Origin of the sequence: Vibrio sp. Y51_MX_L26 (assembly GCF_024181935.1) — a bacterium.
Lineage (GTDB): Bacteria > Pseudomonadota > Gammaproteobacteria > Enterobacterales > Vibrionaceae > Vibrio > Vibrio diabolicus.
Map to the genome: position 1 here is coordinate 117,907 of NZ_JAMZAS010000010.1, position 22,586 is coordinate 140,492.

At 44.7% G+C, this 22,586-nt stretch carries 23 protein-coding genes; 14 read left to right on the plus strand and 9 right to left on the minus strand.

Translation table 11 applies throughout. From position 1 onward, the window contains the following. Positions 1–106: 106 nt before the first annotated feature. The 3 genes from NL645_RS18335 to NL645_RS18345 all read left to right on the plus strand — a co-directional run bounded on the left by NL645_RS18335 (position 107) and on the right by NL645_RS18345 (position 2,578). Positions 107–1,081 (plus strand): response regulator, encoded by a 975-nt coding sequence (locus NL645_RS18335; RefSeq protein WP_046875314.1) that lies wholly within the window; start codon positions 107–109, stop codon positions 1,079–1,081. Next, entirely contained in the window at positions 1,081–2,043 is a 963-nt protein-coding gene (locus NL645_RS18340; protein WP_005396213.1) for a GGDEF domain-containing protein, read from the plus strand. Before NL645_RS18335 ends, NL645_RS18340 begins: the two co-directional genes overlap by 1 nt. 190 nt (positions 2,044–2,233) lie before the next feature. Then, a complete protein-coding gene (locus NL645_RS18345) occupies positions 2,234–2,578 on the plus strand; it encodes a DUF3802 family protein (protein WP_005396212.1) in 345 nt (114 codons plus the stop codon). Positions 2,579–2,622: 44 nt separating this feature from the next. Here the strand turns inward: NL645_RS18345 and NL645_RS18350 are convergent, their stop codons facing one another. Continuing rightward, positions 2,623–3,117: an NlpC/P60 family protein gene (locus tag NL645_RS18350; protein WP_253652178.1), complete on the minus strand. Its 495-nt coding sequence runs from the start codon at positions 3,115–3,117 to the stop codon at positions 2,623–2,625. A gap of 134 nt (positions 3,118–3,251) precedes the next feature. Here NL645_RS18350 and NL645_RS18355 point away from each other — a divergent pair, with 134 nt between their 5' ends. The 6 genes from NL645_RS18355 to NL645_RS18380 all read left to right on the plus strand — a co-directional run bounded on the left by NL645_RS18355 (position 3,252) and on the right by NL645_RS18380 (position 7,689). Next, positions 3,252–5,270 carry a methyl-accepting chemotaxis protein gene (locus tag NL645_RS18355; protein WP_253652179.1) on the plus strand — a complete coding sequence of 673 codons (2,019 nt, stop codon included), beginning with the start codon at positions 3,252–3,254 and terminating at the stop codon, positions 5,268–5,270. A 206-nt stretch (positions 5,271–5,476) separates the two neighbouring features. Continuing rightward, a complete protein-coding gene (locus tag NL645_RS18360; RefSeq protein ID WP_053807402.1) occupies positions 5,477–5,896 on the plus strand; it encodes an NUDIX domain-containing protein in 420 nt (139 codons plus the stop codon). Beyond that, complete coding sequence (locus NL645_RS18365; RefSeq protein ID WP_253652180.1) at positions 5,886–6,299, plus strand: NUDIX domain-containing protein; 414 nt, start codon at positions 5,886–5,888, stop codon at positions 6,297–6,299. The genes NL645_RS18360 and NL645_RS18365 overlap by 11 nt, the downstream gene beginning before the upstream one ends. A gap of 36 nt (positions 6,300–6,335) precedes the next feature. Further along, positions 6,336–6,767, plus strand: a complete 432-nt coding sequence (locus tag NL645_RS18370) for a hypothetical protein (protein WP_253652181.1) — start codon at positions 6,336–6,338, stop codon at positions 6,765–6,767. Positions 6,768–7,030: 263 nt separating this feature from the next. Beyond that, positions 7,031–7,411 (plus strand): hypothetical protein, encoded by a 381-nt coding sequence (locus NL645_RS18375; protein ID WP_025631620.1) that lies wholly within the window; start codon positions 7,031–7,033, stop codon positions 7,409–7,411. A 47-nt stretch (positions 7,412–7,458) separates the two neighbouring features. Next, positions 7,459–7,689 carry a hypothetical protein gene (locus tag NL645_RS18380; protein ID WP_005396201.1) on the plus strand — a complete coding sequence of 77 codons (231 nt, stop codon included), beginning with the start codon at positions 7,459–7,461 and terminating at the stop codon, positions 7,687–7,689. 90 nt (positions 7,690–7,779) lie between these two features. On the opposite strand, the gene NL645_RS18385 is transcribed toward NL645_RS18380, so the two are convergent. Further along, positions 7,780–8,601, minus strand: coding sequence for a sterol desaturase family protein (locus tag NL645_RS18385; protein ID WP_012841839.1), 822 nt, complete (start codon positions 8,599–8,601; stop codon positions 7,780–7,782). Between the two features lie 149 nt (positions 8,602–8,750). Here NL645_RS18385 and NL645_RS18390 point away from each other — a divergent pair, with 149 nt between their 5' ends. Both NL645_RS18390 and nagK read left to right on the plus strand, forming a co-directional pair. After that, positions 8,751–9,500 carry a tRNA-uridine aminocarboxypropyltransferase gene (locus NL645_RS18390; protein WP_253652191.1) on the plus strand — a complete coding sequence of 250 codons (750 nt, stop codon included), beginning with the start codon at positions 8,751–8,753 and terminating at the stop codon, positions 9,498–9,500. A gap of 173 nt (positions 9,501–9,673) precedes the next feature. Next, positions 9,674–10,582 (plus strand): N-acetylglucosamine kinase, encoded by a 909-nt coding sequence (nagK, locus tag NL645_RS18395; protein WP_005495063.1) that lies wholly within the window; start codon positions 9,674–9,676, stop codon positions 10,580–10,582. 200 nt (positions 10,583–10,782) lie between these two features. On the opposite strand, the gene NL645_RS18400 is transcribed toward nagK, so the two are convergent. From NL645_RS18400 to NL645_RS18425, 6 genes are all read right to left on the minus strand, one after another. Further along, the gene (locus NL645_RS18400; protein WP_005377584.1) at positions 10,783–11,049 is read right to left on the minus strand and encodes a DUF2960 domain-containing protein; all 267 of its coding nucleotides are present in this window, start codon (positions 11,047–11,049) and stop codon (positions 10,783–10,785) included. A 74-nt stretch (positions 11,050–11,123) separates the two neighbouring features. Then, entirely contained in the window at positions 11,124–12,902 is a 1,779-nt protein-coding gene (locus NL645_RS18405) for a bifunctional molybdopterin-guanine dinucleotide biosynthesis adaptor protein MobB/molybdopterin molybdotransferase MoeA (protein ID WP_253652182.1), read from the minus strand. Then, entirely contained in the window at positions 12,899–13,486 is a 588-nt protein-coding gene (gene mobA / locus NL645_RS18410; protein WP_025534433.1) for a molybdenum cofactor guanylyltransferase MobA, read from the minus strand. Before mobA ends, NL645_RS18405 begins: the two co-directional genes overlap by 4 nt. After that, entirely contained in the window at positions 13,464–14,183 is a 720-nt protein-coding gene (locus NL645_RS18415) for an energy-coupling factor ABC transporter ATP-binding protein (RefSeq protein ID WP_046875265.1), read from the minus strand. Before NL645_RS18415 ends, mobA begins: the two co-directional genes overlap by 23 nt. A gap of 50 nt (positions 14,184–14,233) precedes the next feature. Further along, entirely contained in the window at positions 14,234–14,932 is a 699-nt protein-coding gene (locus NL645_RS18420) for an ABC transporter permease (protein ID WP_005396188.1), read from the minus strand. Between the two features lie 6 nt (positions 14,933–14,938). Beyond that, positions 14,939–15,757, minus strand: a complete 819-nt coding sequence (locus NL645_RS18425) for a substrate-binding domain-containing protein (protein WP_152812149.1) — start codon at positions 15,755–15,757, stop codon at positions 14,939–14,941. A gap of 333 nt (positions 15,758–16,090) precedes the next feature. On the opposite strand from NL645_RS18425, the gene NL645_RS18430 reads away from it, so the two are divergent. From NL645_RS18430 to NL645_RS18440, 3 genes are all read left to right on the plus strand, one after another. After that, positions 16,091–17,542, plus strand: a complete 1,452-nt coding sequence (locus tag NL645_RS18430; protein WP_005396186.1) for a sigma-54 dependent transcriptional regulator — start codon at positions 16,091–16,093, stop codon at positions 17,540–17,542. Next, positions 17,532–19,571: a cache domain-containing protein gene (locus tag NL645_RS18435; RefSeq protein WP_253652183.1), complete on the plus strand. Its 2,040-nt coding sequence runs from the start codon at positions 17,532–17,534 to the stop codon at positions 19,569–19,571. Before NL645_RS18430 ends, NL645_RS18435 begins: the two co-directional genes overlap by 11 nt. 217 nt (positions 19,572–19,788) lie before the next feature. Beyond that, positions 19,789–21,381: an ABC-F family ATPase gene (locus NL645_RS18440; protein ID WP_012841837.1), complete on the plus strand. Its 1,593-nt coding sequence runs from the start codon at positions 19,789–19,791 to the stop codon at positions 21,379–21,381. A 361-nt stretch (positions 21,382–21,742) separates the two neighbouring features. On the opposite strand, the gene NL645_RS18445 is transcribed toward NL645_RS18440, so the two are convergent. Further along, a complete protein-coding gene (locus NL645_RS18445) occupies positions 21,743–22,576 on the minus strand; it encodes a formate dehydrogenase accessory sulfurtransferase FdhD (RefSeq protein ID WP_005396179.1) in 834 nt (277 codons plus the stop codon). Between the last annotated feature and the right edge of the window lie 10 nt (positions 22,577–22,586).

Genomic DNA, 22,586 nt, shown 5'->3' on the forward strand with positions numbered 1-22,586 from the left:
ATGTGAATCAAATCGCTTATAAGCCTCTGATTTGTTGGCATAGCATATGGAGATGAACGTATACAACAGGTATTATTATTTTTTTGACATTAGTTCCATTGGTGACATGAAAATACTGATATGTGATGACTCAGCGGTTGCAAGAAAGCTCATTGCGCGCTCCATCGTACAAGATACATCATTGCACCTGATCGAAGCTCAAGATGGGTATGAGGCGCTAAATATTCTTGCGGAGCAAAATATCGATATTTTGTTTCTCGATTTAACGATGCCGATCATGGACGGTTTTGAAGTCCTCGAGTCATTACCTGTTAGTCACTACCAGACTAAAATCGTCATTATTTCTGGAGATGTTCAACAAGAGGCAAAACAGCGCTGCATAGAGCTAGGTGCTCAAGCTTTTATCGCTAAGCCTCTGACAGAAGAGCAGGTGATACCGCTCTATGAACAATTGGGGCTGCACTATGCGTTCAAGCCTAGCCATTCGATTGATCCTAAAATCCAGATTTGCGAGGAGTTCTCCTCATTAGCCAAATTCCGCGAGATTGCAAACATTGCCCTTGGTAAAGGGGCTGCGATTATGGCAGACCACTTACACGAGTTCATCCAACTTCCTGTTCCACATGTTGGTCCGTTATCCTATGGCGAACTTCATATGACGCTTGTCGACGTTGTTGGGCGTGATGGCTCCGTCGCGGTTGCGCAGAGGTTTGTTGGTGGCGGTATTCATGGTGAAGCTCTGGTGTGTTTACGTGGTAGAGACATCAATCAAATTGGTGAGAAGTTAGGCTATCTGCTTGAGTTTACACCTCATAATGAAATCATTTTGAATATCTCGAACTTACTGGTTTCTTCATTTCTCACATCGTTAGGGGATCAGCTCGACAAGCAATTCTCACTTCGTCAGCCAGGCATTGTGGATACGTTAACGCCTTACTGTGAAGAGCAGGGTGAATTAGGTGAGCTGTTTACTATCGAATACACCTACATGGCAGAAGCGCTCGATTTTGAGTGTGAGGTACTGTTTTTAATTGATAAACCATCCGTAGAAATTATTTATGAAATCATGGAGCTAATCTAATGTCCGATATTACGCTGGACATAGCAGACTTTCATTGGGTCACACAAATTCTCGATACGATGGATTCAGGGCTTATCGTGTTGGATCAAGAGTATAAGGTCTGTGTGTGGAACAGTTTTATGCAGTCATACAGTGGCGTTCTGTCACAAGAAATCCTTGGCCAATGTTTATTTGATCATTTTGAAGAATTGCCAAAAACTTGGCTAGAAACCAAGATAAAAACCGCCGCCGATCTGGAAACTCGTTCCTTCTCTAGCTGGGAAAACCGACCGTACCTTTTTAAATTCAACAATTTTTCTCCGGTTTCAAACAGCAGTGATTTCATGTATCAAGACATCGTAATCACCCCGTTAATCGGGCTCTCAGGAGAGGTCAGCCACATTGCTATTCAAGTGAATGATGTCTCTGAAACGGCAAGAAATCGCATTCATTTGAAAGAAACAAATCAACATTTGTCTGAAATCAGTCGCAAAGATGGTTTAACAGGTTTATTTAATCGTGCTTATTGGGAGCAATCGCTGAAAGAAGAGTTTGCTCACCTAAAAGTTATCGACGGACCATGCTCATTAGTAATATTTGATATCGACCACTTTAAAAAAGTGAATGATACCTATGGTCACCCGACGGGAGATGAAGTCATTCGTCGTACTTCTTCGTTATTAAGAAAGACAGCAAGAAGCAGTGATGTGTGCGGTCGTTTTGGCGGAGAAGAGTTTACGGTATTGCTTCCTCATACGAATCAAGAACAAGCTTGCTATTTCGCGGAGCGTTTACGTAAAAGAATTGAGCAAGAGATCGTGAAAGTGGAAGATTTTTTGATTAATTACACGATAAGTATTGGTGTTTGCGAGTATAAACCTTATTTTGAAACTCACACTCAATGGTTAAAGAGTGCCGATGCTGCGTTGTATCGTGCAAAAGAAAACGGTCGTAACCAAACTTGTTTGCATGAAAATGACTGAAATACAAAAAGGTTTGAAGAAACCCTGTATCCGAACGCAGTGAGGCAAAGCGCAATTGTTTGAAAAACATCCAGTTGGTTCGTGAATGTTTGTTAATATGAAATAAGTTAATGAAATTTTCTCGGCATGTCTTACTATTGAAACTATTCCGCTTTCAGCTTCGAAGGCTTGCAATAAACGGAGAAAAACAGTGGTTTTAGAAACCGATGGATATCTCGCTCTTATCGAGCACTTGTCGCTAAATTTAGATATTTTCACGACTGAAATTGGCGATACTGGATCCGAAAGCATCGAAGATGTCGTCACCGATATGGTGGCTTCAAACATCATGGCGATCTTTGAGCAAAACCCAGAGCTTCACTCAAGCGTACGCTTCAAATTACTAAAAGAGGCGGATGCGGTTGTTGAAGATCTTGGCGAGATATTGGCTGGTGTATGGCATAAAAAAGCGACTAATGAACAGATAACGTTCCTTGATGAATACATCGCTTTGGTTAAAAACCTATTCGATACTGCCGTTGCTACTTATGATTGATATTGTTTGATACCAGTCATCTCCAATTCTAAAAGTAAGAAGAGTTACATTGTAACTCTTCTTACTTGCCAAAACTTAGATGCCCAGTATGGGTTGTCGATTCTTGAAATGATCACACCTTTAGACGCTGACGCATGCATGAACTGCTTGTTACCCAAGTAAATCCCTACATGATAGGTCGTCCGTCTTGTCTTAAAAAACACCAAATCTCCTTGTTTGGCGTCCGTCCAATGTAATTCCACACCTTGTTTCGATTGTTGTCTCGTTGTCCTGGGTAACGATAGCTGATAAGCCTCGACAAAGGCTTTTTGCACAAATGCCGAGCAATCAATACCAGATTTTTGTGTGCCGCCTAAGCGATAAGGTGTGCCATGCCATTCTGTATAAAACTGGAACAAGTCAGGGTTATTGTCCAATAACTGATTTGTAGGTGTTGTCACTTGCACTTGCTCGCTAGGTTCAGGCCCAGAAGAGCAGGCGCTTAGTAGCACACTGATTATCAAAGGAAAATATACTCGACGCAAATCACCACCTGTCATCTCTACGACTCACAACTGAAATATTAGTGTCATAACCAATCCATAGTATGGGCTGCAAATCACGGTTTTGTCTCACAAATGTGACGGAATCACTGCAAAACCGATTCAACCTTAAGAAAGAATAAAAATTGATTATGGCAAAGCGAAAACGCTCACGCACATCACTTTCACTGATTCAGGCTGTTAGTGCAACATTTTTAACTATCATAGCTCTTGTTATAGCCCTTTCTGTCTCAAGTTTCAAAGGAATGGAACAGGTAGGAGAGCAATTTGAAGACTTGTCGCAAAAAGCGTTACCAATCGCGATGGCGAACGCAAAGTTAACCAGGAATGTATTGGAGATGGTTAAGCTACTCAACCATGGTATGCAAATTACTGAGCCAAAAGAGTTGCCTCTAATAAAAGAGCAAATCGATTCACTTGCGACTCAAAGTAAAAGTTTGGTTGGAGAAGCTTCTGGTGTTGCTGAGCAACTCTCTGAGGAGTTAGATACAAATTTAGCGCGTTTACATAACATCACGCAGTCCATTTTACTGAAGCAATCTTCAGTGATAAAAATTCAAATGGATATTGATGCAGGAGTTGGTGGGTTCCGCTATGGACTCAGCTCTATCGGCCCGGAAATGAATCGAATCAGCTCGTTTCTTAGTGCCGAAAATCCTGAATCGAGTGATGCCGCCAACCGATTTATTGCCTCAGCGAGCTCAATGGAAAGCACGTTCTTAGTAATGATGATGCATTCTGAGCTGAGCAAAGCCGAAAAAGAATACCGAGAAATGCGTAACCGTATTGCAGGTATTAATCTCGCCTATGAAGATTTCCAGTCTTTACATCCAGAAGTAAGCGAATACGCAAGCCTAACGGCACCGTACGAGATGGTGAAGCAAGGCTTTAGTGAAAAGGGCGTGCTGCGTTTGATCCTCGCCAAACTAGAACAAGGGGAATTGCAACGTTCAGAGTTTAAACAGGCTTCGATTCTTGCGGATGAAACCATGCGGTTGCTTGATCAAATATCACAAGCTGCTGGTGAGTTGATTGCGGATAAAGAGAGTGTGGTCAATGAGACCATTGAGTCGGTGAGTGTTATGATCGTTTTTGCGGCGTGCGTGATATCTTTCATTATTCTGGTTACTTGGTTTAGCCTTAAGTCATGGACAAACCGAGGGTTAAGGAATGTACTAACGCGTCTTTCAGCACTTACCGAGCATGACTTTCGTGACAATGCAGATGAGGTCGGCCCTTATGAGCTGAAAGAAGTAGCACGAAAGTTGAATCAAGTGATCGATTCCACACACGATTCCATTCAAACGGTGACGCGCAATTGTGAAATGCTTTATCAGACGGCTGAAGTAAGCCACAGTGCAGCTGAACAAACGAGCGATGGGCTGACGACACAAAATGAAGCGTTGGCGAGCATGATCACGACCATTACGCAACTTGAAGCCTCCATTCGTGAAATAGCAACAGTGACAAATGCCTCGTCACAGGACTCGATGCTTGCTACCAAGCACACTGAAAAAGGCGTTCAAGTTGTGGAACAAAACCGTGAACGTTTGGAATCACTTGAAAGCTCTTTGGATATGAATGAGCAATCTATGTTAGAGCTAAACCAACGTGTTAAGCAGATTCGTGAAATGGTCGATATGATCAGTGGTATTGCTGACAACACAAACTTGCTTGCTCTCAACGCAGCAATAGAAGCCGCTCGAGCTGGTGAACAAGGGCGTGGGTTTGCAGTTGTCGCGGATGAAGTCCGCAAACTAGCAAGTGATACTTCTCAACAAACAACGAACATCCGAGCAATGATGAGCGAGCTTATTACTGCCGCAGAGCGTTCGCGCCAAGCAGTCAATGATTCAAGAGAAGAAATGGCCCACGCGCTGCAGTCCAGCAATGAAGTGAAATCGACATTCTCTGATATCAACCTCGCGGTTAAGCACATTCAAGAGCGTGTTGAGCAGATCTCTGTTGCCACGGAAGAGCAAGAACGTGCGACGGCGGATGTATCTCAATCCATTACCCATATTTCTGATCTTGGCGAACGTACAAAGCTGCAGCTTGAGTCTATGGTTGAGAGCTCTGAGCAAGTGGCGGAAATTGCAGGGCGTCAACAAGCGATGTTGCATAAATACGAGCTACATCAGTCCGCATAAGTGACATATTTTCATCTTCTAAAAGCAGAACTTCGGTTCTGCTTTTTGTTGCTTCTACGCACCCTCTGATTGCTATTCAAATCGCAAAAGTGAGTTATATCGCATCTTGCTCATTTCTTAAGGGCTGAGTTATCACTACGTGGTGTTAATGGTATCTCGGTGAAACAAGATGACTAGAATGTTGTCCGAATTCAAAGGAATGAATCATGCAATTATTACAAAGAGCTAGCCTTATACTGGTTAATCATCAGCAAGAACTTTTGCTTATTCAGCGTTTTCAAAACGATAGACACTATTGGGTTTTCCCCGGTGGCAGTGTTGAGGTAGGAGAGCAGCCTGTTGAAGCCGCGAAAAGAGAAGCGCTGGAAGAAACCTCATTGAAACTCAATTGGGTTGAGAAGGTTTTTGAACTCGAAAATCAAGGGCGCTTAGAAACCTATTTTCTCTCTTATGTCGGGAACTCAAAAGTGAAACTGGGGGCTGGGCCAGAGCAAATCAGAAAATCAGATGTTAATCAGTACCATTTAAAGTGGGTGCGTGTAGAGCAACTTCATGCGATTCCTTTATATCCAGAACAAGCCAAAGCTTTCTGCTTAAACAACGAGGAGTGGTTTTGTGATCGATAAAGTTTGTCCCGTCGTTCTGCGTAAGCAAAACCAAGAGCTCCTACTTTTTAAACATCCGTTGGCGGGTATTCAGCTCGTTAAGGGCACTATTGAGACGTTTGATGAAAGTTACATCACGGCTGCAAAGCGGGAGCTTGCTGAAGAATATGGAATTACGCACGTTATCTCCGCTCGGTATTTATGCTCATGGGACAGTGGCTTTCAAAATCAAGTATGGCACTTTGTTTCGTGCGAGTGTGCTGACCTAGCGGATTCATGGACGTTTCATACGCAAGACGATGGCGGACATGATTTTGCGTTCTTTTGGCACGATATAGGGAGCGATATTTCCTCACAAGCGCATACCGTTTTTCAGAACGCGCTGGAAAAAGTTCGAAAACTGATAGACCAAGGGGTGGTGTAAGTGAGGTTGCAAGTTGGAGGTTTAACAAAGAAGAACTTGTTAAAGCACCTGAGTAAAAAAGGTGTTCAATTGAATGCCTTCGCCCAACAACTATTCGATGATGACAAAGTCGAGTGCTCAGATGAGATTCAATCGTTCTTTTTAACGATAAAAACACCGTTTGACTTCGGACTTTATTTTGGCGCGACCCTTGGAGAAATGATTGAAGCGGCGTCGACACAAAATCTATCACCTTGCCCTTTAGTTGTTGCGCCATACCTCCGTTTACAAGAAATTGACTTGGCGAAGGGAGAGTACCTTACTGTGGTGTCTTCCCCGCTTTCGAATGACAAAGCTTATCCACGTGGTTTGTATCTACGGGATCTCGACGACGGATTCTGGCTACGAGGCTTTAGATGTTCGGAAGATTGTATCTTTCCGCCGTCGAAAAAATTTGTTTTTGTGTCTGAGATCGCGAAGGAGTGTTGAGTGTGACATATCTTTATCATCGCGAGCCCGACAACCTTTCTCACCTAATCTCGAGGGAAAACTAGCGGATTTGAGCGAAGTGCCAAAGCAAACACTATGCTTCTATCAGAAGCGAATAGATAAGGAAGAGCATCCGTTACTCTTCTTTCGCACGCCTCGTGTACGGTTTAAAGGCACTGTCGATCTCAAAAATGGCTATGAGATTACAAATGTTTAACTGACTTCTATATGCTTTGCGCATTCATTCAGATAAGGAAACGATAATGGATAAATTCGTCGTGTTTCTCTTATGCCTTTTTATGACAGTTGGCGGTGTGGTTCATCTTTATGACAACATTGCTAACGGTTTTTTGCCTTATGATTTTGCGCCACGCTGGTTGAATATTTATTGGAGCGCATTGGGGCTGTTAGACTTACTAGCGGTGTATCTGTTGGTGAAGCACCGTCGTTCCGGATTAGTGCTTATGCTATTGATTCTGACGACCAATGTTATTTTTAGCTCGCACGCTCACTATACATTAGAAATATTGGACAACAATGCCGCACTTCAAATGAAAACACTCTTTTTAGGTTTTTCATTCGGCGTATCTATCTGGTTATGGAACGCGCGTAAACATCGACAATCACGCCAGATATTTCGTTAACTTTCACTTTTCATCACTCAATTAAGGATAGTAAACAGGGATTCGTTATGAACGATTTTAAAGACTTGGCCAGTTTCGCTGGTTTCAGCGTACTGACAGGTTTAAGCTTTGGTACCACTTTCTTCAGTCTGGCTTTTCTATACAGCTCAATAGAAGCACAACAAGCAATGAATACTAATGCTTTGGTGTGCACGGTGCTTGGTGTGGTTGGTTTATTTGTTGGTATTACTCAGTTAAACAAAAAACGTCAACTAACGGAGAGTGAATCCATTAGCTAGCATCGTGAGGATGAAGTGGTGTTTAACTGGTTGGTGTTTAGGTTTAGTCTATTCGCTTTGTTTACGCACTTCATCCACAAAAACTTTTCTTCAACTGTTGCGTCTTCTTCGGTTATAGCGAAAAGGTTGCGTTAACAGCTTGTCTAATCGTTGTTCTGCTTCATTCCTAATTTCCGGTATACCAATTACGACATCATCATGGCCAAGTTCAGGCTGAGCTCGATATGTCCCAAAAAGTCGGTCCCAAACAGAAAGGAAGAAACCGAAATTCGAGTTGGTTTCTTTTGCTATCACGGAATGATGAACGCGATGCATGTCTGGCGTCACTATGACGTTTCGCAGTTTCTGATCCGCTGATAAAGCCAGTTTTGCATTACTGTGATTAAACATCGCACTGGCATTGAGCACTATTTCGAATACCACGATAGCGATAGGAGAAACGCCTAAGATAAATACAGTGGCAATTTTGACACCCATCGAGATGATGATTTCGATGGGATGAAAACGTGCGCCTGTGGTGACGTCTATGTCGAGATCGGCATGGTGCATTCGATGAAGCTTCCACAGTGGCTTTACATAGTGAAAGACCACATGCTGAACGTAAATGACGAAATCAAGCAGAATAACCGCTAGAAGCACGTTTAACCAAGCGGGCAGGGAGAGCAAATTAAATAGTCCCCATTGTTGCTCCTGAGCGATAATTGCAGCTTGAAAGGCCGCGATAGGCATGACTAACGCAACAATCAAGCTATTCACAGCAACCAGTGATAAGTTATTGACCCAGCGAAACCCACGTGAAGCGGTAAGTGTTTTTCTCGGCAGTTTGTTTTCCCAAAGGGCACAAAGTAATAATACGCCGAGAAAAAAGCCTAATCTTATCCACGAGGGATCTTGAAACGTCGTTTCTGTCACTGTCATTTCCTTATTTATTACTTTATCTATGACCGAGATAAGGGTGAAATTATTTCAACAAACAGTAAGGTGCTTTGAAGGGCTTATCTTGAGGCGGAACCATAATGTCAGTAGAATCGCGCTCTACTTTTTACTTGGCATTACTTACCATGAGAATTCACGCTTTCCACCGTTTATATCAGTACCGACAATCTATCTCAACCAAGCCTTTCAACGCGCGTGGATGTAAAGTGGTTCGTTGCCAATATTGCAAGGTTTCTGAGCAACACTGTTTGTGCGATCTTCAGCCAAACATCAAGGCTAATATTGCATGTATGTTGATTGTTTCTGAAAACGAAGTATTTAAGCCAAGTAATACCGGTCGTCTAATTGCTGATACGATTCAAGAGACTTACGTTTATCAATGGAGCCGAACAGAACCGTCTGAGGAGATGCTGGAGCTACTGCAGGATGACAACTACCAACCAGTGATTGTATTTCCTGCAGACTATGTGGATGACCCCTCTCGTTTAATTGAAGATCTAGAGCCTGCGCGATTAGTAAAAGAAGATGTCGAGAACAAAAAATGGTTGCTGATCTTTATTGATGGTAGTTGGCGTGAGGCACGAAAGATATTCCGTCGGTCTGATTTTCTTAAATCTTTGCCTGTGCTTTCTATTGAGCCAGAATCTCTGTCTGAATACTTTATGCGCCGCTCCGAGAATGAGCAGCATCTTTCAACCGCCGAAGTCGCGACGTTAGTTTTGAAACAAGCCGGTGAGAATAAAGCATCGGAATGCCTTCAGTTGTGGTTTGAAGCCTTTAGAGAAACCTACATGTTGACCAAGACCCGAGTCAAAAACGATCCCAACCGACCGCATTTAAAACGTTTCAAAGAGTGGGTGAAAACCGAGAGCTGACTCTAAGGAATGAACTTTTGTTGATGGCATGTTGTTCAACTGGCTGCGGTGAGGGGATAAATCTGCATTCGGTCACGGTTTGCAGGCGTACAGATATGGATAATGCCACTAGTTTATACTTTTGACTCCAGCCATTTTTGGAGTCGTTTAAGCATTTTTTAGGAGAGAAATACATGTATTACGGCTTTGATGTCGGTGGCACTAAAATTGAATTTGGTGCATTTAACGAGAAGCTTGAGCGTGTAGCGACGGAACGTGTACCTACACCAACAGACAACTACGAGCTGCTGGTTGATACCATTGCGGAATTGGTTAACAAATACGATGCAGAGTTTGGTTGCGAAGGCACAATTGGTCTTGGCCTACCAGGTATGGAAGACGCAGACGATGCAACGGTATTAACAGTTAACGTTCCTGCGGCGAAAGGCAAACCACTGCGCGCGGATCTTGAAGCGAAAATCGGTCGCAGCGTAAAGATTGAAAACGATGCGAACTGTTTTGCGCTATCAGAAGCATGGGACGAAGAGCTTCAAGATGAGCCTTCTGTACTTGGTTTGATCCTAGGCACTGGTTTTGGAGGCGGTTTTATCTACGATGGTAAAGTTTTCTCTGGTCGTAACCACGTAGCAGGTGAGGTGGGCCATACTCGTTTACCTATCGATGCTTGGTTCCACTTAGGCGAAAACGCACCTCTATTGGGCTGTGGCTGTGACAAGAAGGGGTGTTTAGACAGTTACCTTTCTGGTCGAGGCTTCGAGCTGCTCTACGCCCATTACTACGGTGAAGAGAAGAAAGCGATCGACATCATTAAAGCGCACGCAGAAGGTGAGGCGAAAGCTGTTGAGCACGTTGAGCGTTTTATGGAGTTGCTGGCTATCTGTTTTGCAAACATCTTTACAGCGACTGACCCACATGTTGTTGTGCTGGGTGGTGGTCTTTCCAACTTCGAATTGATTTACGAAGAGATGCCAAAACGTATTCCTAAGTACCTGCTTTCTGTCGCGAAGTGTCCGAAGATCATCAAAGCAAAACACGGTGATTCAGGTGGTGTACGTGGCGCTGCGTTCCTAAACATCAAGTAGTGACTGAAACCTTACTCGATATAAAGTAAGAAGAAATCTACGCCCCGTTTAGACCATCAAGGTAAAACGGGGCTTTTTACTTATATAGAAGTAACTCATATACCCAAGTAACTTCTGTATGTTCGGGTATAGAGCACGAACAAAAATAGCATGCATAAAAAACTCGCGACGAATCGCGAGTTTTCTGTTTACAGCTAAGCTTATTTGTTCTTTTTGCCTACGCCTAGGTTTTCTTTTTGAGCTAGGGTGATTTTACTAAAGCCTAATTTTCTGAAGTAGTTATCGCGGTAGTTGCGTACCGCTTTAGTGTCAGACACTGCTTCAATTTGTTGCTCCATCTTTAGGAACTCAGTGATATCGATACCTTCTGCTTCTGCAACCGCTTCTTGAATGTTGCGGTGCTGCTGGTATGAGAACGTCAGTTCTTTGTCTTGGTCTTTGTAAGTGTAAAGAATGGTGCGAGCCATAGCTGTCTCTCTGAAAAGGTTTCTGTATTAAACAAAAAGGTCAGACTCGCTGACCTTTGAATTTCTAGTTTGGGCTAGATTCTGCCTTGAAGTGGGATAATTGTCACGCTTTCTCCCGCTTTTACTGTATCAATAGCTGGGGAGATTTCGATCAAACAGTTCGCCTCACTCATTGAGCGCAAAATACCAGAGCCTTGCTTGCCTGTTGTACGAACGGTTAAACGGCCAGTGTTATCCAGTTCATAGATTCCTCGACTAAACTCGGTACGACCTTGGCGAGAGCGAAGATTCTCAGTCGCGATGGCATTCACTTTCAGAGCCTTCCAGCCTTGTTCGCCTTGCATCTTACGCAGTGCAGGCTCGACAAAGTTAATGAAAGAGACCATCACGGCAACAGGGTTGCCCGGCAGACCAAAGAACGGCTTGTTGTTGATTTGACCAAACGCTAGTGGACGTCCCGGACGCATGTTGATTCGCCAAAAATCGATTTGACCAAGTTTATCCAAGGCAAGTTTGATGTAATCCGCATCACCAACAGATACGCCACCAGAAGTCATAACCACGTCTGCTTGCGCCGATGCGTTTTCCAACGCTTCGATCATTAACTGTTCATTGTCTTCCAGAATACCGAAGTCCAAGATCTCGCAGCCGAGCTTTTCAAGCATGCCCATGATGGTAAAACGGTTGGAATCGTAGATAGAATTCGCTTTTTGCTCTGTTCCCGGCGCTTGTACTTCGTCACCGGTGGAGAACACGGCAACTTTCAATTTGCGGAACACATTCGCTTCACCAAAACCAAGCGAAGCGATCATGCCCATTTCTGGAGAGGCTAGGCGAGTGCCTGCGGTAAAGACGTCACTGCCGATAGCGAGATCTTCACCTGCTTGACGAACGTTTTGGCCTGCTTTGATATTCGCACCGTTAAAGGTGACCTTGTCACCTTCTTGAGAGGCTTGCTCACGCATGACCACTGTGTCGCCGTTACGTGGTGTTGGTGCGCCAGTCATGATCTTCACCGCTTGACCAACTTCCAGAGGCTGATCGTAAGCATGGCCCGCCATCACTTCAGCAACCACTTGGTAGCTATCGCGCTCAATATCATCACTGCGGATGGCATAACCGTCCATCGCGGAGTTGGTGTATTGCGGCACACTTACTGGTGAAATGATATGTTCCGCGAGAACGCGGCCATAGGCGTTTTCAATCTTGCATTCTTCTATTTCCGAAACCGTGTTCACCAAAGAAAGGATTTTTTCTTGGCCTTGAACCACAGAAAGGAAAGCAGGAGAAAGTGTGTCGCAACATGCGGCGTCTTTCTCTTTAGATTTTGGTGCTTTTGCATCTTGAACGTATTGGAGAACAAATTGAGCGATGGCATTCAAATCATTGATGTTCATTTGTGGCAGTTCAGAGTCCAACTCCGCACTGTCGGAAGCGATAGCAATGATGTTTTCATCGTGAGGGTAAAGCCAAGGCTTACCCACTTCTTCACGGTGCAATTCAATTTTAGGAAACGCGATGTTTTTACAGCCTTCGACCAAAACTACATCGAGGTTGTCTTCATCAAAACGTGTTAATAGGTATTCAAACTCTGCTTCGGCTTCTGGCGTTTCTGTCATTAACGCAAAACGGTTGCGAGAAGCAATCAGCATTTGAGAGGCGCCAGCTTTGCGTAAACGGTAGCTGTCTTTACCTGGCTTATCGACATCGAAGTTGTGGTGCGCATGTTTTAGCATGCCAATGCGTAAACCTGCTTCAGTCAGCTTTGGCAATAGCGCTTCAAGTAGCGTGGTTTTGCCTGTGCCTGAATAAGCTGCAAAACCAAGAATAGGAATATTTAGCGTGTGTTTCATGATTCTAATTGTCCAAATTGCGCCAGTTCTTCCGGAGTGTTCAAGTTGACGAAACAGTTTGGTGAGTCGCTAAAGTCAACGTAACTGGTGTTGCACTCTTTGTAGAGCAGAATGATTTTTCGGTCGCCACGTTCTAAAAATGCAGTGAGTTTTGGCAGTACGCGCTTGTGGTAGAGCGTAAAAACAGGTTGCTGATGGTCACCATCATGAGCGACCAAAATATCACTGTCTTCTTTGGCGGCTTGGCAGAAACGCTCGACAAGGTCGGTGTTAATTTGTGGGCTATCGCAAGGTACAAATCCAACCCAGTCAGTTTCAGCATGCATCAAACCCGCGTGAATACCGCCCATAGGCCCAGGGAAATCTTTGAATTGATCACTAAATACGAAACCAAATTTGCTGTACGCATCTTGGTTTCGGTTGGCATTAATTAAAATGCGTGGTGTTTGTGGAGATAAACGTTCAATAACGTGTTCGATGAGTGGCTTCTGATTTAATTCAATCAGACCTTTATCTTTTCCACCCATACGGCTGGCTTGGCCACCAGCCAAAATGACCCAACTAGTTTGTGTTGGTTGAAGCATATGCATTCTCTTGGGATATTTCTTTTGGTATGACATACAACAGAGGAGACTCTATCAAAGTCTTGTCTTTAATCCACCACTGTTTTTTACATAAGTCGGTCAGTGCGTTGGTTTGATGGCTTGTCACCACGATACTGGAACCACGATCCAAAAGATCTTTCGCCATCACCACCAATCGTTCAATGGACTCTTGGTCTAAAGACGCACTTGGCTCGTCCATCAATAAAATCGACGGTTTTAAAATCCAAGCTCTTGCCATGGCAACACGCTGTTTTTCACCGCCGGACAACACGGAGATATGTTCGTCCGCTAATGTTTCTAAACCTACCATGCGTAGTGCGTGAATAACTTGAGCTCGCTTATCTTTTGGTGTGTCTTGTTGATATTTCACTCCATAGACTACGTTCTCATAAACAGTGCCGTCAAAAAGGTAAGGAGATTGATGGAGATAAATCACATCGACACGGCCGTTGCGGCGCGTCAGTCTTTTCAGCCACGTATCTTTTGGCGCAACAACATCGCCAGTAGAAGGTTTTAGCAAGCCAGCAAGGATTTTGAGTAGGGTAGTTTTGCCCACACCATTGTCACCCTTGAGATAAATGGCATCATTTGGGCCGATGGCTAACTCAGGGATGTGGAAAAGCACACGCTCTTTAAAGCGCATGGATAACTGCTCGGCGGTGATTTTTATAGTCATAATGCGCCTCTACATGGGGTTAATGGTGAGTCGTTTGTTTGCTTCATATTCTATGTTCTGAGGTAGCCTTTGCCTCTCATGCTTGATAAGAAGAAGTTTAGTGCCAACGCTAAAGATAGTAATACAATTCCTAATGCAACTCCTTGCGCAAAAGCACCTTTGCTGCTTTCCATTGCGATAGCGGTCGGAATATTGCGCGTCACGCCCATAATGTTTCCGCCTACCATCATTGAGCAGCCCACCTCGGTTACGATACGTGAGAACCCTGCAATGATAGCTGCGAGTAGAGGAAAGCGGGTTTCCCAAATCATCGTAGCGGCCACGCGCGGAATGGAGACGCCTAGGGTGATGGCGGTTTCCACAGCGCGACGGTCGCTAGATTGCAATGCACCATGCATCATCGATACCAAAACAGGGAAACAGATCACCATTTGGCCGAAAATCATCGCCTTCTGAGTGAACAGCATTTGCCAGTCTCCCCAAGGGCCAGCGCGCGACAGCAACATGTACAGCAACAGGCCAATCACGACGGTAGGGACCGCTTGCAGCGTATTCACGATCGACAACAAAAACCATTTACCGCGAAAGTCGGTATACGCCAGTACAAAGGACATCAAAATAGCCGGCAATACCACTAAAGATATTGCCGTGATAGAAACACTAAAGGAGACCGCAACGATCTCCCATAGGTCTGCATCAAAATTCACCAGTAAGCGAAGCGCTTCCAGTGTTGTATCAGCAAGATTCATATTGCGTTATTTGCTCTCAGCATTCGCAACAAACAGTTGTTTACCGTTTAGGCGGAAACCATTGATAAGTTCCTGTCCGCGAGGGTTCACCAACCAATCACTGAATGCTTTCGCGCCTTGGTAGTTGATTGTTGGGTAACGCTCAGGATTTACAAGAATAACTTGGTACGGGTTAAACAGTTTTTCATCGCCTTGGAACAGAATTTCTAGATCCAATTTGTTTTGATAAGCCAACCATGTGCCGCGGTCTGTCATGGTGTAGCCTTGCATTTCAGACGCCATGTTCAGAGTTGGGCCCATACCTTGACCTACGCTGCGGTAACCGCCAAAGTTTGGTTCGATTTTAGTTTGAGCCCAGAAGCCCATTTCTTTTTTGTGCGTACCAGAATCATCGCCGCGAGAGATGAACGTTGCGTTTTTGTTTGCGATCTCTTTGAATACATCTAACACGCCTTCGTCATTTTTGATTTTTGCTGGGTCAGCTTTCGGGCCAACAATTACAAAGTCGTTATACATCAGTTTACGAGGTAGAACGCCGTAGCCTTTCTCAACGAATGTGCCTTCGGCTTTTGGTGCGTGTGTCATCACCAAATCTACGTCACCGTTTTCGCCCATTTTTAAGGCCTTGCCAGTACCCGCAGCGATAACATCGACTTTGTAGCCCGTGTCTTTCTCAAATTTTGGAAGCAGGTAATCAAGTAACCCTGAATGGTAAGTACTGGTAGTGGTTGCTAGGCGAACGTGCTCGCCATCTTGAGCGGAAAACGCAGAGTAACTTACAAGCGTGATTGACGTCGCAGCCAGAGTTAGCGCAATTTTTTTCATTTTTATGTGTTCCTTTCCAATGATTCTTTGGCTTTTCTCCCGATGTATTGGGAAAGGCCTCTTGGGCGAGAGCGATTCGTTCAAAGTGCAAGTTGTCTTAGGGTGTTGGAATAACAAACACCAACATCCTGAGATCACTTGAATACGCCCTGTAGCCACCTTATAGCAAACAAGATGCCAACTTTTTACAAGCGAAAAGTGTTCGATTTATGCACTAAATCATGGGGTTATTTGCACAAAAGTTTGCGTTGGTACAAAATGTCGCACTTTTTGTAGGGTATCTCTGTTTAAACTTGGTACACTCTGTCCCATCCGAAGCCATCTGGGGTAAATATGTCTACTCAATCCCATATTAGTACAAACCAACAATATAACGCCTTTTCCGTACTGGTCGTTGATGATGAATTGGGCATGCAAGCCATTTTGAAAAAGGCATTGGGGAAGCTTTTCTCACATGTCGACACTGCTGGCAGCATCGAAGAAGCAGAGCAACTGCGTAATTCTCGACATTATGATCTGATTTTACTGGATATTAATCTGCCGGGGCGCTCTGGGATTGAGTGGGAAGAAGCGTTTGAAGATGACGACAAACGTGCCGATGTGATCTTCATGACGGGCTATGCGGATTTAGAGATTGCTATTCGCGCACTTCAACTTGGTGCTTCTGACTTTATCCTCAAGCCCTTCAACCTTGAGCAGATGCTAAAAGCGGTCAGCCGCTGTATGGATCGCCGTTTGAACGAGCGCATGCAGTACGCCATGAAGCGCGATTACCAACGTCACAATACCTCCGAGATCATCGGTGGTTCAGAAAAAACGCGTCAGCTTAAGCAGCTTATTAACCAGTTTGCACCGTCGCGTGCTTCTGTTTTGGTCGAAGGTGAGTCGGGTACGGGTAAAGAGCTGGTTGCGCGAGGTATTCACCAAGCGAGTGGGCGAACGGGCCCATTTGTGCCAATCAACTGTGGCGCCATTGCGCCAGAACTACTTGAAAGTGAGTTATTTGGTCATACATCGGGCGCGTTTACCGGTGCGAAAAAATCTCGTGAAGGTTTGTTCCGCGTAGCAAATGGCGGCACCTTGTTCCTCGATGAAATTGGGGAAATGCCACTTGCAATGCAAGCCTCGCTGTTACGCGTTTTGGAGCAGCGTACTATCCGCCCTGTTGGTTCAGAAAAAGAAATCAGCATTGATGTCCGTATCGTTGCTGCCACCAACCGAAACCTGCAAGAAGAGGTCAACCAAGGCAACTTCCGCAGTGACCTGTATTACCGTTTGAATGTGCTCAAAATCGAAGTGTGTCCGCTGCGAGAGCGCAAAACCGACTTATTTGAGTTAGTGCCATTTTTCAGCAACATGCTGACGCGGGAGCTTGGTATGCCTGCGCCAAAATGGGCGCACGAAGATATGGAAGCGATGAGCGAGTACGATTGGCCAGGCAATATTCGTGAACTGAAAAACTTGATTGAGCGATGCATTTTGCTTGGCAAACCGCCTGCGCATTATTGGCGGGAGCTAAATGGTGGACACTCATTGCCTAATGTGTCGATTACTGTTTCTCATTCTGCTGAACTACCGACGTTTAAAGAAGGTAGAGAGTTCACAGGTGAGGGGTATCCAAACAACTGGACACTGAAAGAAGTCGAAAAAGCGCATATAAAACAGGTCGTTAATTTGCACGAAGGCAACAAATCAGCCGCTGCTCGTGACTTAGGCGTTGCGCGTAAGACCTTAGAACGTAAGTATAAAGAATGGGATTCTGAGGATGAGGAATATGCCGACTAACGGCCCACAGCACAAAGGATTGTCGAAATGGACGCACCGTTTTAAAACCATGGTGCGTTATCGCTTATTATTTTTAACCTCCGCACCTATCTTCCTCACTTTGATAGCCCTGATCGGGATTACCATTTATTGGTCCATCCATTATACGTGGCAGAATGCACTGCTGGATGTCTCTGAACGTCTTGGTGTTGCGAATAACAGCGTAACGTTGTTACAGCAAAAGCAATCGAATTACGTACGTGCGTTTGCTGACTCATACGATTTTCGTATTCGCATCAATCAAGGGATACCGCAAGATGAGCTGCAAAAGTGGGTCACTGAGCAGAAGAAAAGATATGCTTTAGATTTTATCTCTTTCCAACGCGTCAACTCGATGGAAAACAAATTCCGCTTTATGGATCTCACTAAGCGAGAATCGTTTTTTGATGTACTCAATAAAGAAGAACTCGAACGCCTCGATCCTGAACTCGCTAAACGAGCGGAAGTGCCTATTCTTGCTGATGGTGGCATGGAAGCGCGTGGGTTAGTCAGTCGAACCGTGATTCCTGTGTATAGCCAAACGAATGATTTGATCGGCTTTCTTGATGGTGGTTTGCTTCTCAATAACAGCACTGTATTGGTAGATCAAATTCGCGACTTAATCTATCTCAGCGATAATGATCGCCTTCGTCCGGTTGGCACGTTGACGGTATTTCTTGATGATTTGCGTGTAAGTACCAACGTTCCTCTAGACAGCGAGCATAGGCTAGGGCGCGCCATAGGCACTCGCGTGAGCGCAGAAGTGTATAACCAAGTACTTTCAAAAGGTGAGCAGTGGGTTGACCGAGCCTATGTGTATGACGCTTGGTATATTACGGCGTATCAACCGATCAAAGACCAATACGACAACGTCATTGGTATGCTTTATACCGGTTACCTAATGTGGCCATTCGTTAAAGCCTACATGACCAACATTGCAGAAATTAGCTTGATTACGGTTATGTTATTGCTGGTTTCCGGCGTGATGGTATATCGCGGTTCTTATGATCTGTTTCGACCGATCGAACGCATCCATAAAGTGGTGAAGCAGGTCCAACAAGGAAAAGAAAAACGGATTGGTCCGTTGGGATTGGATGCCGATCATGAACTCGCACAATTAGCCAGACAGTTTGATGATATGTTAGACGCGCTAGAAGAGCGCAAAATTGAACTGAAGAACTCCGCAGCGCAACTTGAATGCAAAGTTCAAGAGCGTACAGCGAGCCTTAGAGAAAAAACCCAAGATCTAGAGCTGCATATTCAATTGCTTAACCAAACCCGCGACAAACTCGTTGTTCATGAAAAACTGGCAGCACTGGGAGAACTCACCGCGGGGATTGCTCACGAAATTAATAACCCAACCGCCGTGATTCTTGGCAATGTAGAATTGATCCATTTTGAGTTGGGTGACGATGCAAGTCGAGTACAAGAAGAGATTGATGCGATTCACGCGCAAATCGACCGTATTCGCAATATCACGCGCAGTTTATTGCAATACAGTCGCCAAGGTGGTGTTCAAGATGAAATCACTTGGCAACATGTCAATCCTATCATTGATGAAAGCATCACCTTGGTTAAAACGGGCACCAAGAAACGCGACGTCGAGTTTGTGACTGATCTACAAGCGCATACGTCCGTTGAGATAAACCGTCACCACTTGCTACAAATCTTAGTTAATTTGCAAATGAATGCCATTCACGCAATGAACGGCAAAGGCACGTTAACCGTAGTCAGTGAAGACTGGATTGAAGAGGGCGACGTGAAAGGAGCCGCGATTCATGTTATTGACGAGGGTTGCGGTATTAAGCCAGAAAACTTGAATCGAATCTTCTCACCATTTTACACGACGAAGCGAGAGGGTACTGGATTGGGACTGTCGGTATCCCAAAGTATTCTTAGCCAAACGGGGGGGGAGCTAAAAGCCGAGTCGGAATGGGGAAAGGGCAGTAAATTCAGTATTTATTTACCTAAAAAAGCCGAGCTGATCCTAGAGGTGACGAATATCGCTTAGCCACTTGTTGTAAGCATTACGGAAGAAAGAGCCAGTTATAATACTGGCTCTTTTTTGTATTCAATGACGCATTTGTGCTTGAGCTTTTTGCTTTGAAGAAGCACTGCGATGGTTTCACTAGCGATGAATTAATAAAAACAACACTTGCAGTATGTAGCATGAACAAGTACCGTTGCCCGGTTTTTCTAAATACACCCCAATTGCTAAGGTAAAGGTTTTGATCTCCACAGCGAATATTACTCAACAATTCGGCGCTAAGCCGCTATTCGAAAACATTTCAGTTAAGTTCGGCGAAGGTAATCGCTACGGCTTAATTGGAGCTAACGGTTGTGGTAAATCAACCTTTATGAAGATCCTCAGCGGCGAGCTTGAGCAAACCAGCGGTAACGTGAGTTACGATCCAAACGAGCGCGTTGCAAAACTAAACCAGGACCAGTTCGCTTACGAAGAATTTACGGTAATCGATACCGTTATCATGGGTCATAAAGAGCTATGGGAAGTGAAGAAAGAGCGTGACCGTATCTACTCACTTGCTGAAATGAGTGAAGAAGACGGCATGAAAGTGGCTGACCTAGAAGTTCAGTTTGCGGAAATGGACGGCTACATGGCAGAAGCAAAAGCGGGCGAGCTTCTTCTTGCGGTGGGTATTCCAATGGAACAACACTTCGGTTTGATGAGCGAAGTGGCGCCGGGCTGGAAACTTCGTGTGCTTCTAGCGCAAGTTCTATTCGCAGACCCAGACGTTATGCTGCTTGACGAACCTACCAACAACTTGGACATGGATACGATCCGTTGGTTGGAAGACACGCTAAACGCGCGTAACTGCACCATGATCATCATCTCGCACGACCGCCACTTCCTAAACTCAGTATGTACGCACATGGCTGACTTGGATTACGGTGAACTGCGCATTTACCCAGGTAACTACGATGAGTACATGACAGCAGCTTCTCAAGCTCGTGAACGTCTATTAAACGACAATGCGAAGAAGAAAGCACAAATTGCAGAGCTACAAACGTTCGTTGCACGTTTCTCAGCAAACGCATCGAAAGCAAAACAAGCGACATCTCGTGCGAAGCAAATCGACAAGATCAAACTGGATGAAGTTAAAGCGTCTAGCCGTCAAAACCCATTCATTCGTTTCGAACAGTCGAAAGAGCTGTTCCGTAACGCTCTGATTGTTGAAAACCTAAGCCAAGGTTTCGAAGAGGACTTGTTCTCAGACTTCAATGCAATTTTTGAAGTGGGTGAGCGCGTTGCGATCATCGGTGAGAACGGTGTGGGTAAAACAACACTTCTAAACACGCTTGCTGGTGTGCTTGAACCGCGTGCGGGTGAGTACAAATGGTCTGAAAACTCAAACATCGGTTACTACGCGCAAGACCACGCGCATGACTTTGCAGAAGACATGAACCTAACGGATTGGATGGGTCAATGGCGTCAAGAAGGTGATGACGAGCAAGTCGTTCGTGGTTTCCTTGGTCGTATGCTGTTTGGTCAAGACGACATTAAGAAGTCAGTAAAAGTACTGTCTGGTGGTGAGCAAGGTCGTATGCTGCTTGGTAAGCTGATGATGCACAAGCCAAACATGCTGCTAATGGACGAACCAACCAACCACATGGACATGGAATCGATTGAATCTTTGAACACCGCGCTTGAGCAATACAAAGGCACGTTGTTCTTCGTATCTCACGACCGTGTATTCGTAGACTCGCTAGCAACGCGTATTATCGAAATCCGCGATGGCAAGATCACGGACTTCAAAGGCACGTACTCTGAGTTCCTAAAATCTCGTGGCGTTGACGCGTAATTACTCGCGAAGCGTTTAAAAAGCAAAAGCCTCGCTATTTAGCGAGGCTTTTTATATTGGTCTTAATCCTTAAATTGACCGGTTATATACGCATATATGCCGACGACACCAAATGTAATGATCATTGAGAGCATGATGCCACTGGGCGTGAGCAAAAAATTCCACAGTTGGTCATTGTCCATAGTTCACATCCTTTGTGAATGAGCTGTAGTTAGCATCAATTAAAGCAAGCGTTGTATTGCTACAACACATGTTGCTATTTCTGACTTATATCGTTTAATTAAGCCTTCATAACGTGATGATTTACTTATCCCAATTGTTATAAGTTTACACGAATCGACGGTTTTGTATTATTTTCTCGTTAACGAGATGCACTTTCGCCTTTCACATCAAACTCAATCTTGTCGGCTCCGGTAAATACTTGGAAGCGTAAACCTTTTGCTCGCGCAATCGTCGTAATGCCAAATTGTTTCGCAAGATCTAACCCCATTTGAGTAACGCCAGAGCGAGAAAGCAGAACAGGAATGCCCATTTGGGCCACTTTAATCACCATCTCTGAAGTAAGGCGACCAGTTGTGTAGAAAATTTTATCTTCACCTGTTTCTTCTTTGAGCCACATCTCACCTGCAAGCGTATCCACTGCGTTGTGACGGCCGACATCTTCCACAAATGACAATACCTCATTGCCTTTGCAAACCGCACAGCCATGCACCGCGCCCGCTTTTTTGTAGGTGTCGTTGTAATGAGTCAACGCTTCTAGTGCGGAGTAGATTTCTGATTGCTTAAGCGGAACTTGAGGCACTTGGTAGTTCTCAAGTTGTTTCATCACATTGCCATACATGGTGCCTTGACCACAGCCAGATGTGACGGTTTTCTTTTTCAGAGCGCCTTCTAAATGTTCGGTATTTTCTTTAGTAATCACTGCTGCGGAATGCGTTTCCCAGTCAATAATGACGGATTCAATCGCTGCTGGATCGGACAGGAAGCTTTGGTTTTTCAAATAACCTAGTACTAACGCTTCTGGACGCGAACCTAGCGTCATGAGCGTGACTACTTCTTTCCAGTTCAGCATGACCGTAAGAGGGCGCTCGCACGCGATTTGCTTTGTCAGTTTTTCGCCGTACTCGTCGTACACGTCGACTTCAATGGTTTGCAGGGGATTTTCACTGGTTTTAATAATATTTGGTTTCAGCACAGTCGTGTCC

Excerpts from the sequence above, each read along its gene's own strand:
- NL645_RS18335 (WP_046875314.1), top strand. The coding sequence starts at position 107 with ATGAAAATACTGATATGTGATGACTCAGCGGTTGCAAGAAAGCTCATT.
- NL645_RS18340 (WP_005396213.1), top strand. The coding sequence starts at position 1,081 with ATGTCCGATATTACGCTGGACATAGCAGACTTTCATTGGGTCACACAA.
- NL645_RS18350 (WP_253652178.1), bottom strand. The coding sequence starts at position 3,117 with ATGACAGGTGGTGATTTGCGTCGAGTATATTTTCCTTTGATAATCAGT.
- NL645_RS18355 (WP_253652179.1), top strand. The coding sequence starts at position 3,252 with ATGGCAAAGCGAAAACGCTCACGCACATCACTTTCACTGATTCAGGCT.
- NL645_RS18360 (WP_053807402.1), top strand. The coding sequence starts at position 5,477 with ATGCAATTATTACAAAGAGCTAGCCTTATACTGGTTAATCATCAGCAA.
- NL645_RS18375 (WP_025631620.1), top strand. The coding sequence starts at position 7,031 with ATGGATAAATTCGTCGTGTTTCTCTTATGCCTTTTTATGACAGTTGGC.
- NL645_RS18380 (WP_005396201.1), top strand. The coding sequence starts at position 7,459 with ATGAACGATTTTAAAGACTTGGCCAGTTTCGCTGGTTTCAGCGTACTG.
- NL645_RS18390 (WP_253652191.1), top strand. The coding sequence starts at position 8,751 with ATGAGAATTCACGCTTTCCACCGTTTATATCAGTACCGACAATCTATC.
- nagK (WP_005495063.1), top strand. The coding sequence starts at position 9,674 with ATGTATTACGGCTTTGATGTCGGTGGCACTAAAATTGAATTTGGTGCA.
- NL645_RS18400 (WP_005377584.1), bottom strand. The coding sequence starts at position 11,049 with ATGGCTCGCACCATTCTTTACACTTACAAAGACCAAGACAAAGAACTG.
- NL645_RS18405 (WP_253652182.1), bottom strand. The coding sequence starts at position 12,902 with ATGAAACACACGCTAAATATTCCTATTCTTGGTTTTGCAGCTTATTCA.
- mobA (WP_025534433.1), bottom strand. The coding sequence starts at position 13,486 with ATGCTTCAACCAACACAAACTAGTTGGGTCATTTTGGCTGGTGGCCAA.
- NL645_RS18415 (WP_046875265.1), bottom strand. The coding sequence starts at position 14,183 with ATGACTATAAAAATCACCGCCGAGCAGTTATCCATGCGCTTTAAAGAG.
- NL645_RS18420 (WP_005396188.1), bottom strand. The coding sequence starts at position 14,932 with ATGAATCTTGCTGATACAACACTGGAAGCGCTTCGCTTACTGGTGAAT.
- NL645_RS18425 (WP_152812149.1), bottom strand. The coding sequence starts at position 15,757 with ATGAAAAAAATTGCGCTAACTCTGGCTGCGACGTCAATCACGCTTGTA.
- NL645_RS18430 (WP_005396186.1), top strand. The coding sequence starts at position 16,091 with ATGTCTACTCAATCCCATATTAGTACAAACCAACAATATAACGCCTTT.
- NL645_RS18435 (WP_253652183.1), top strand. The coding sequence starts at position 17,532 with ATGCCGACTAACGGCCCACAGCACAAAGGATTGTCGAAATGGACGCAC.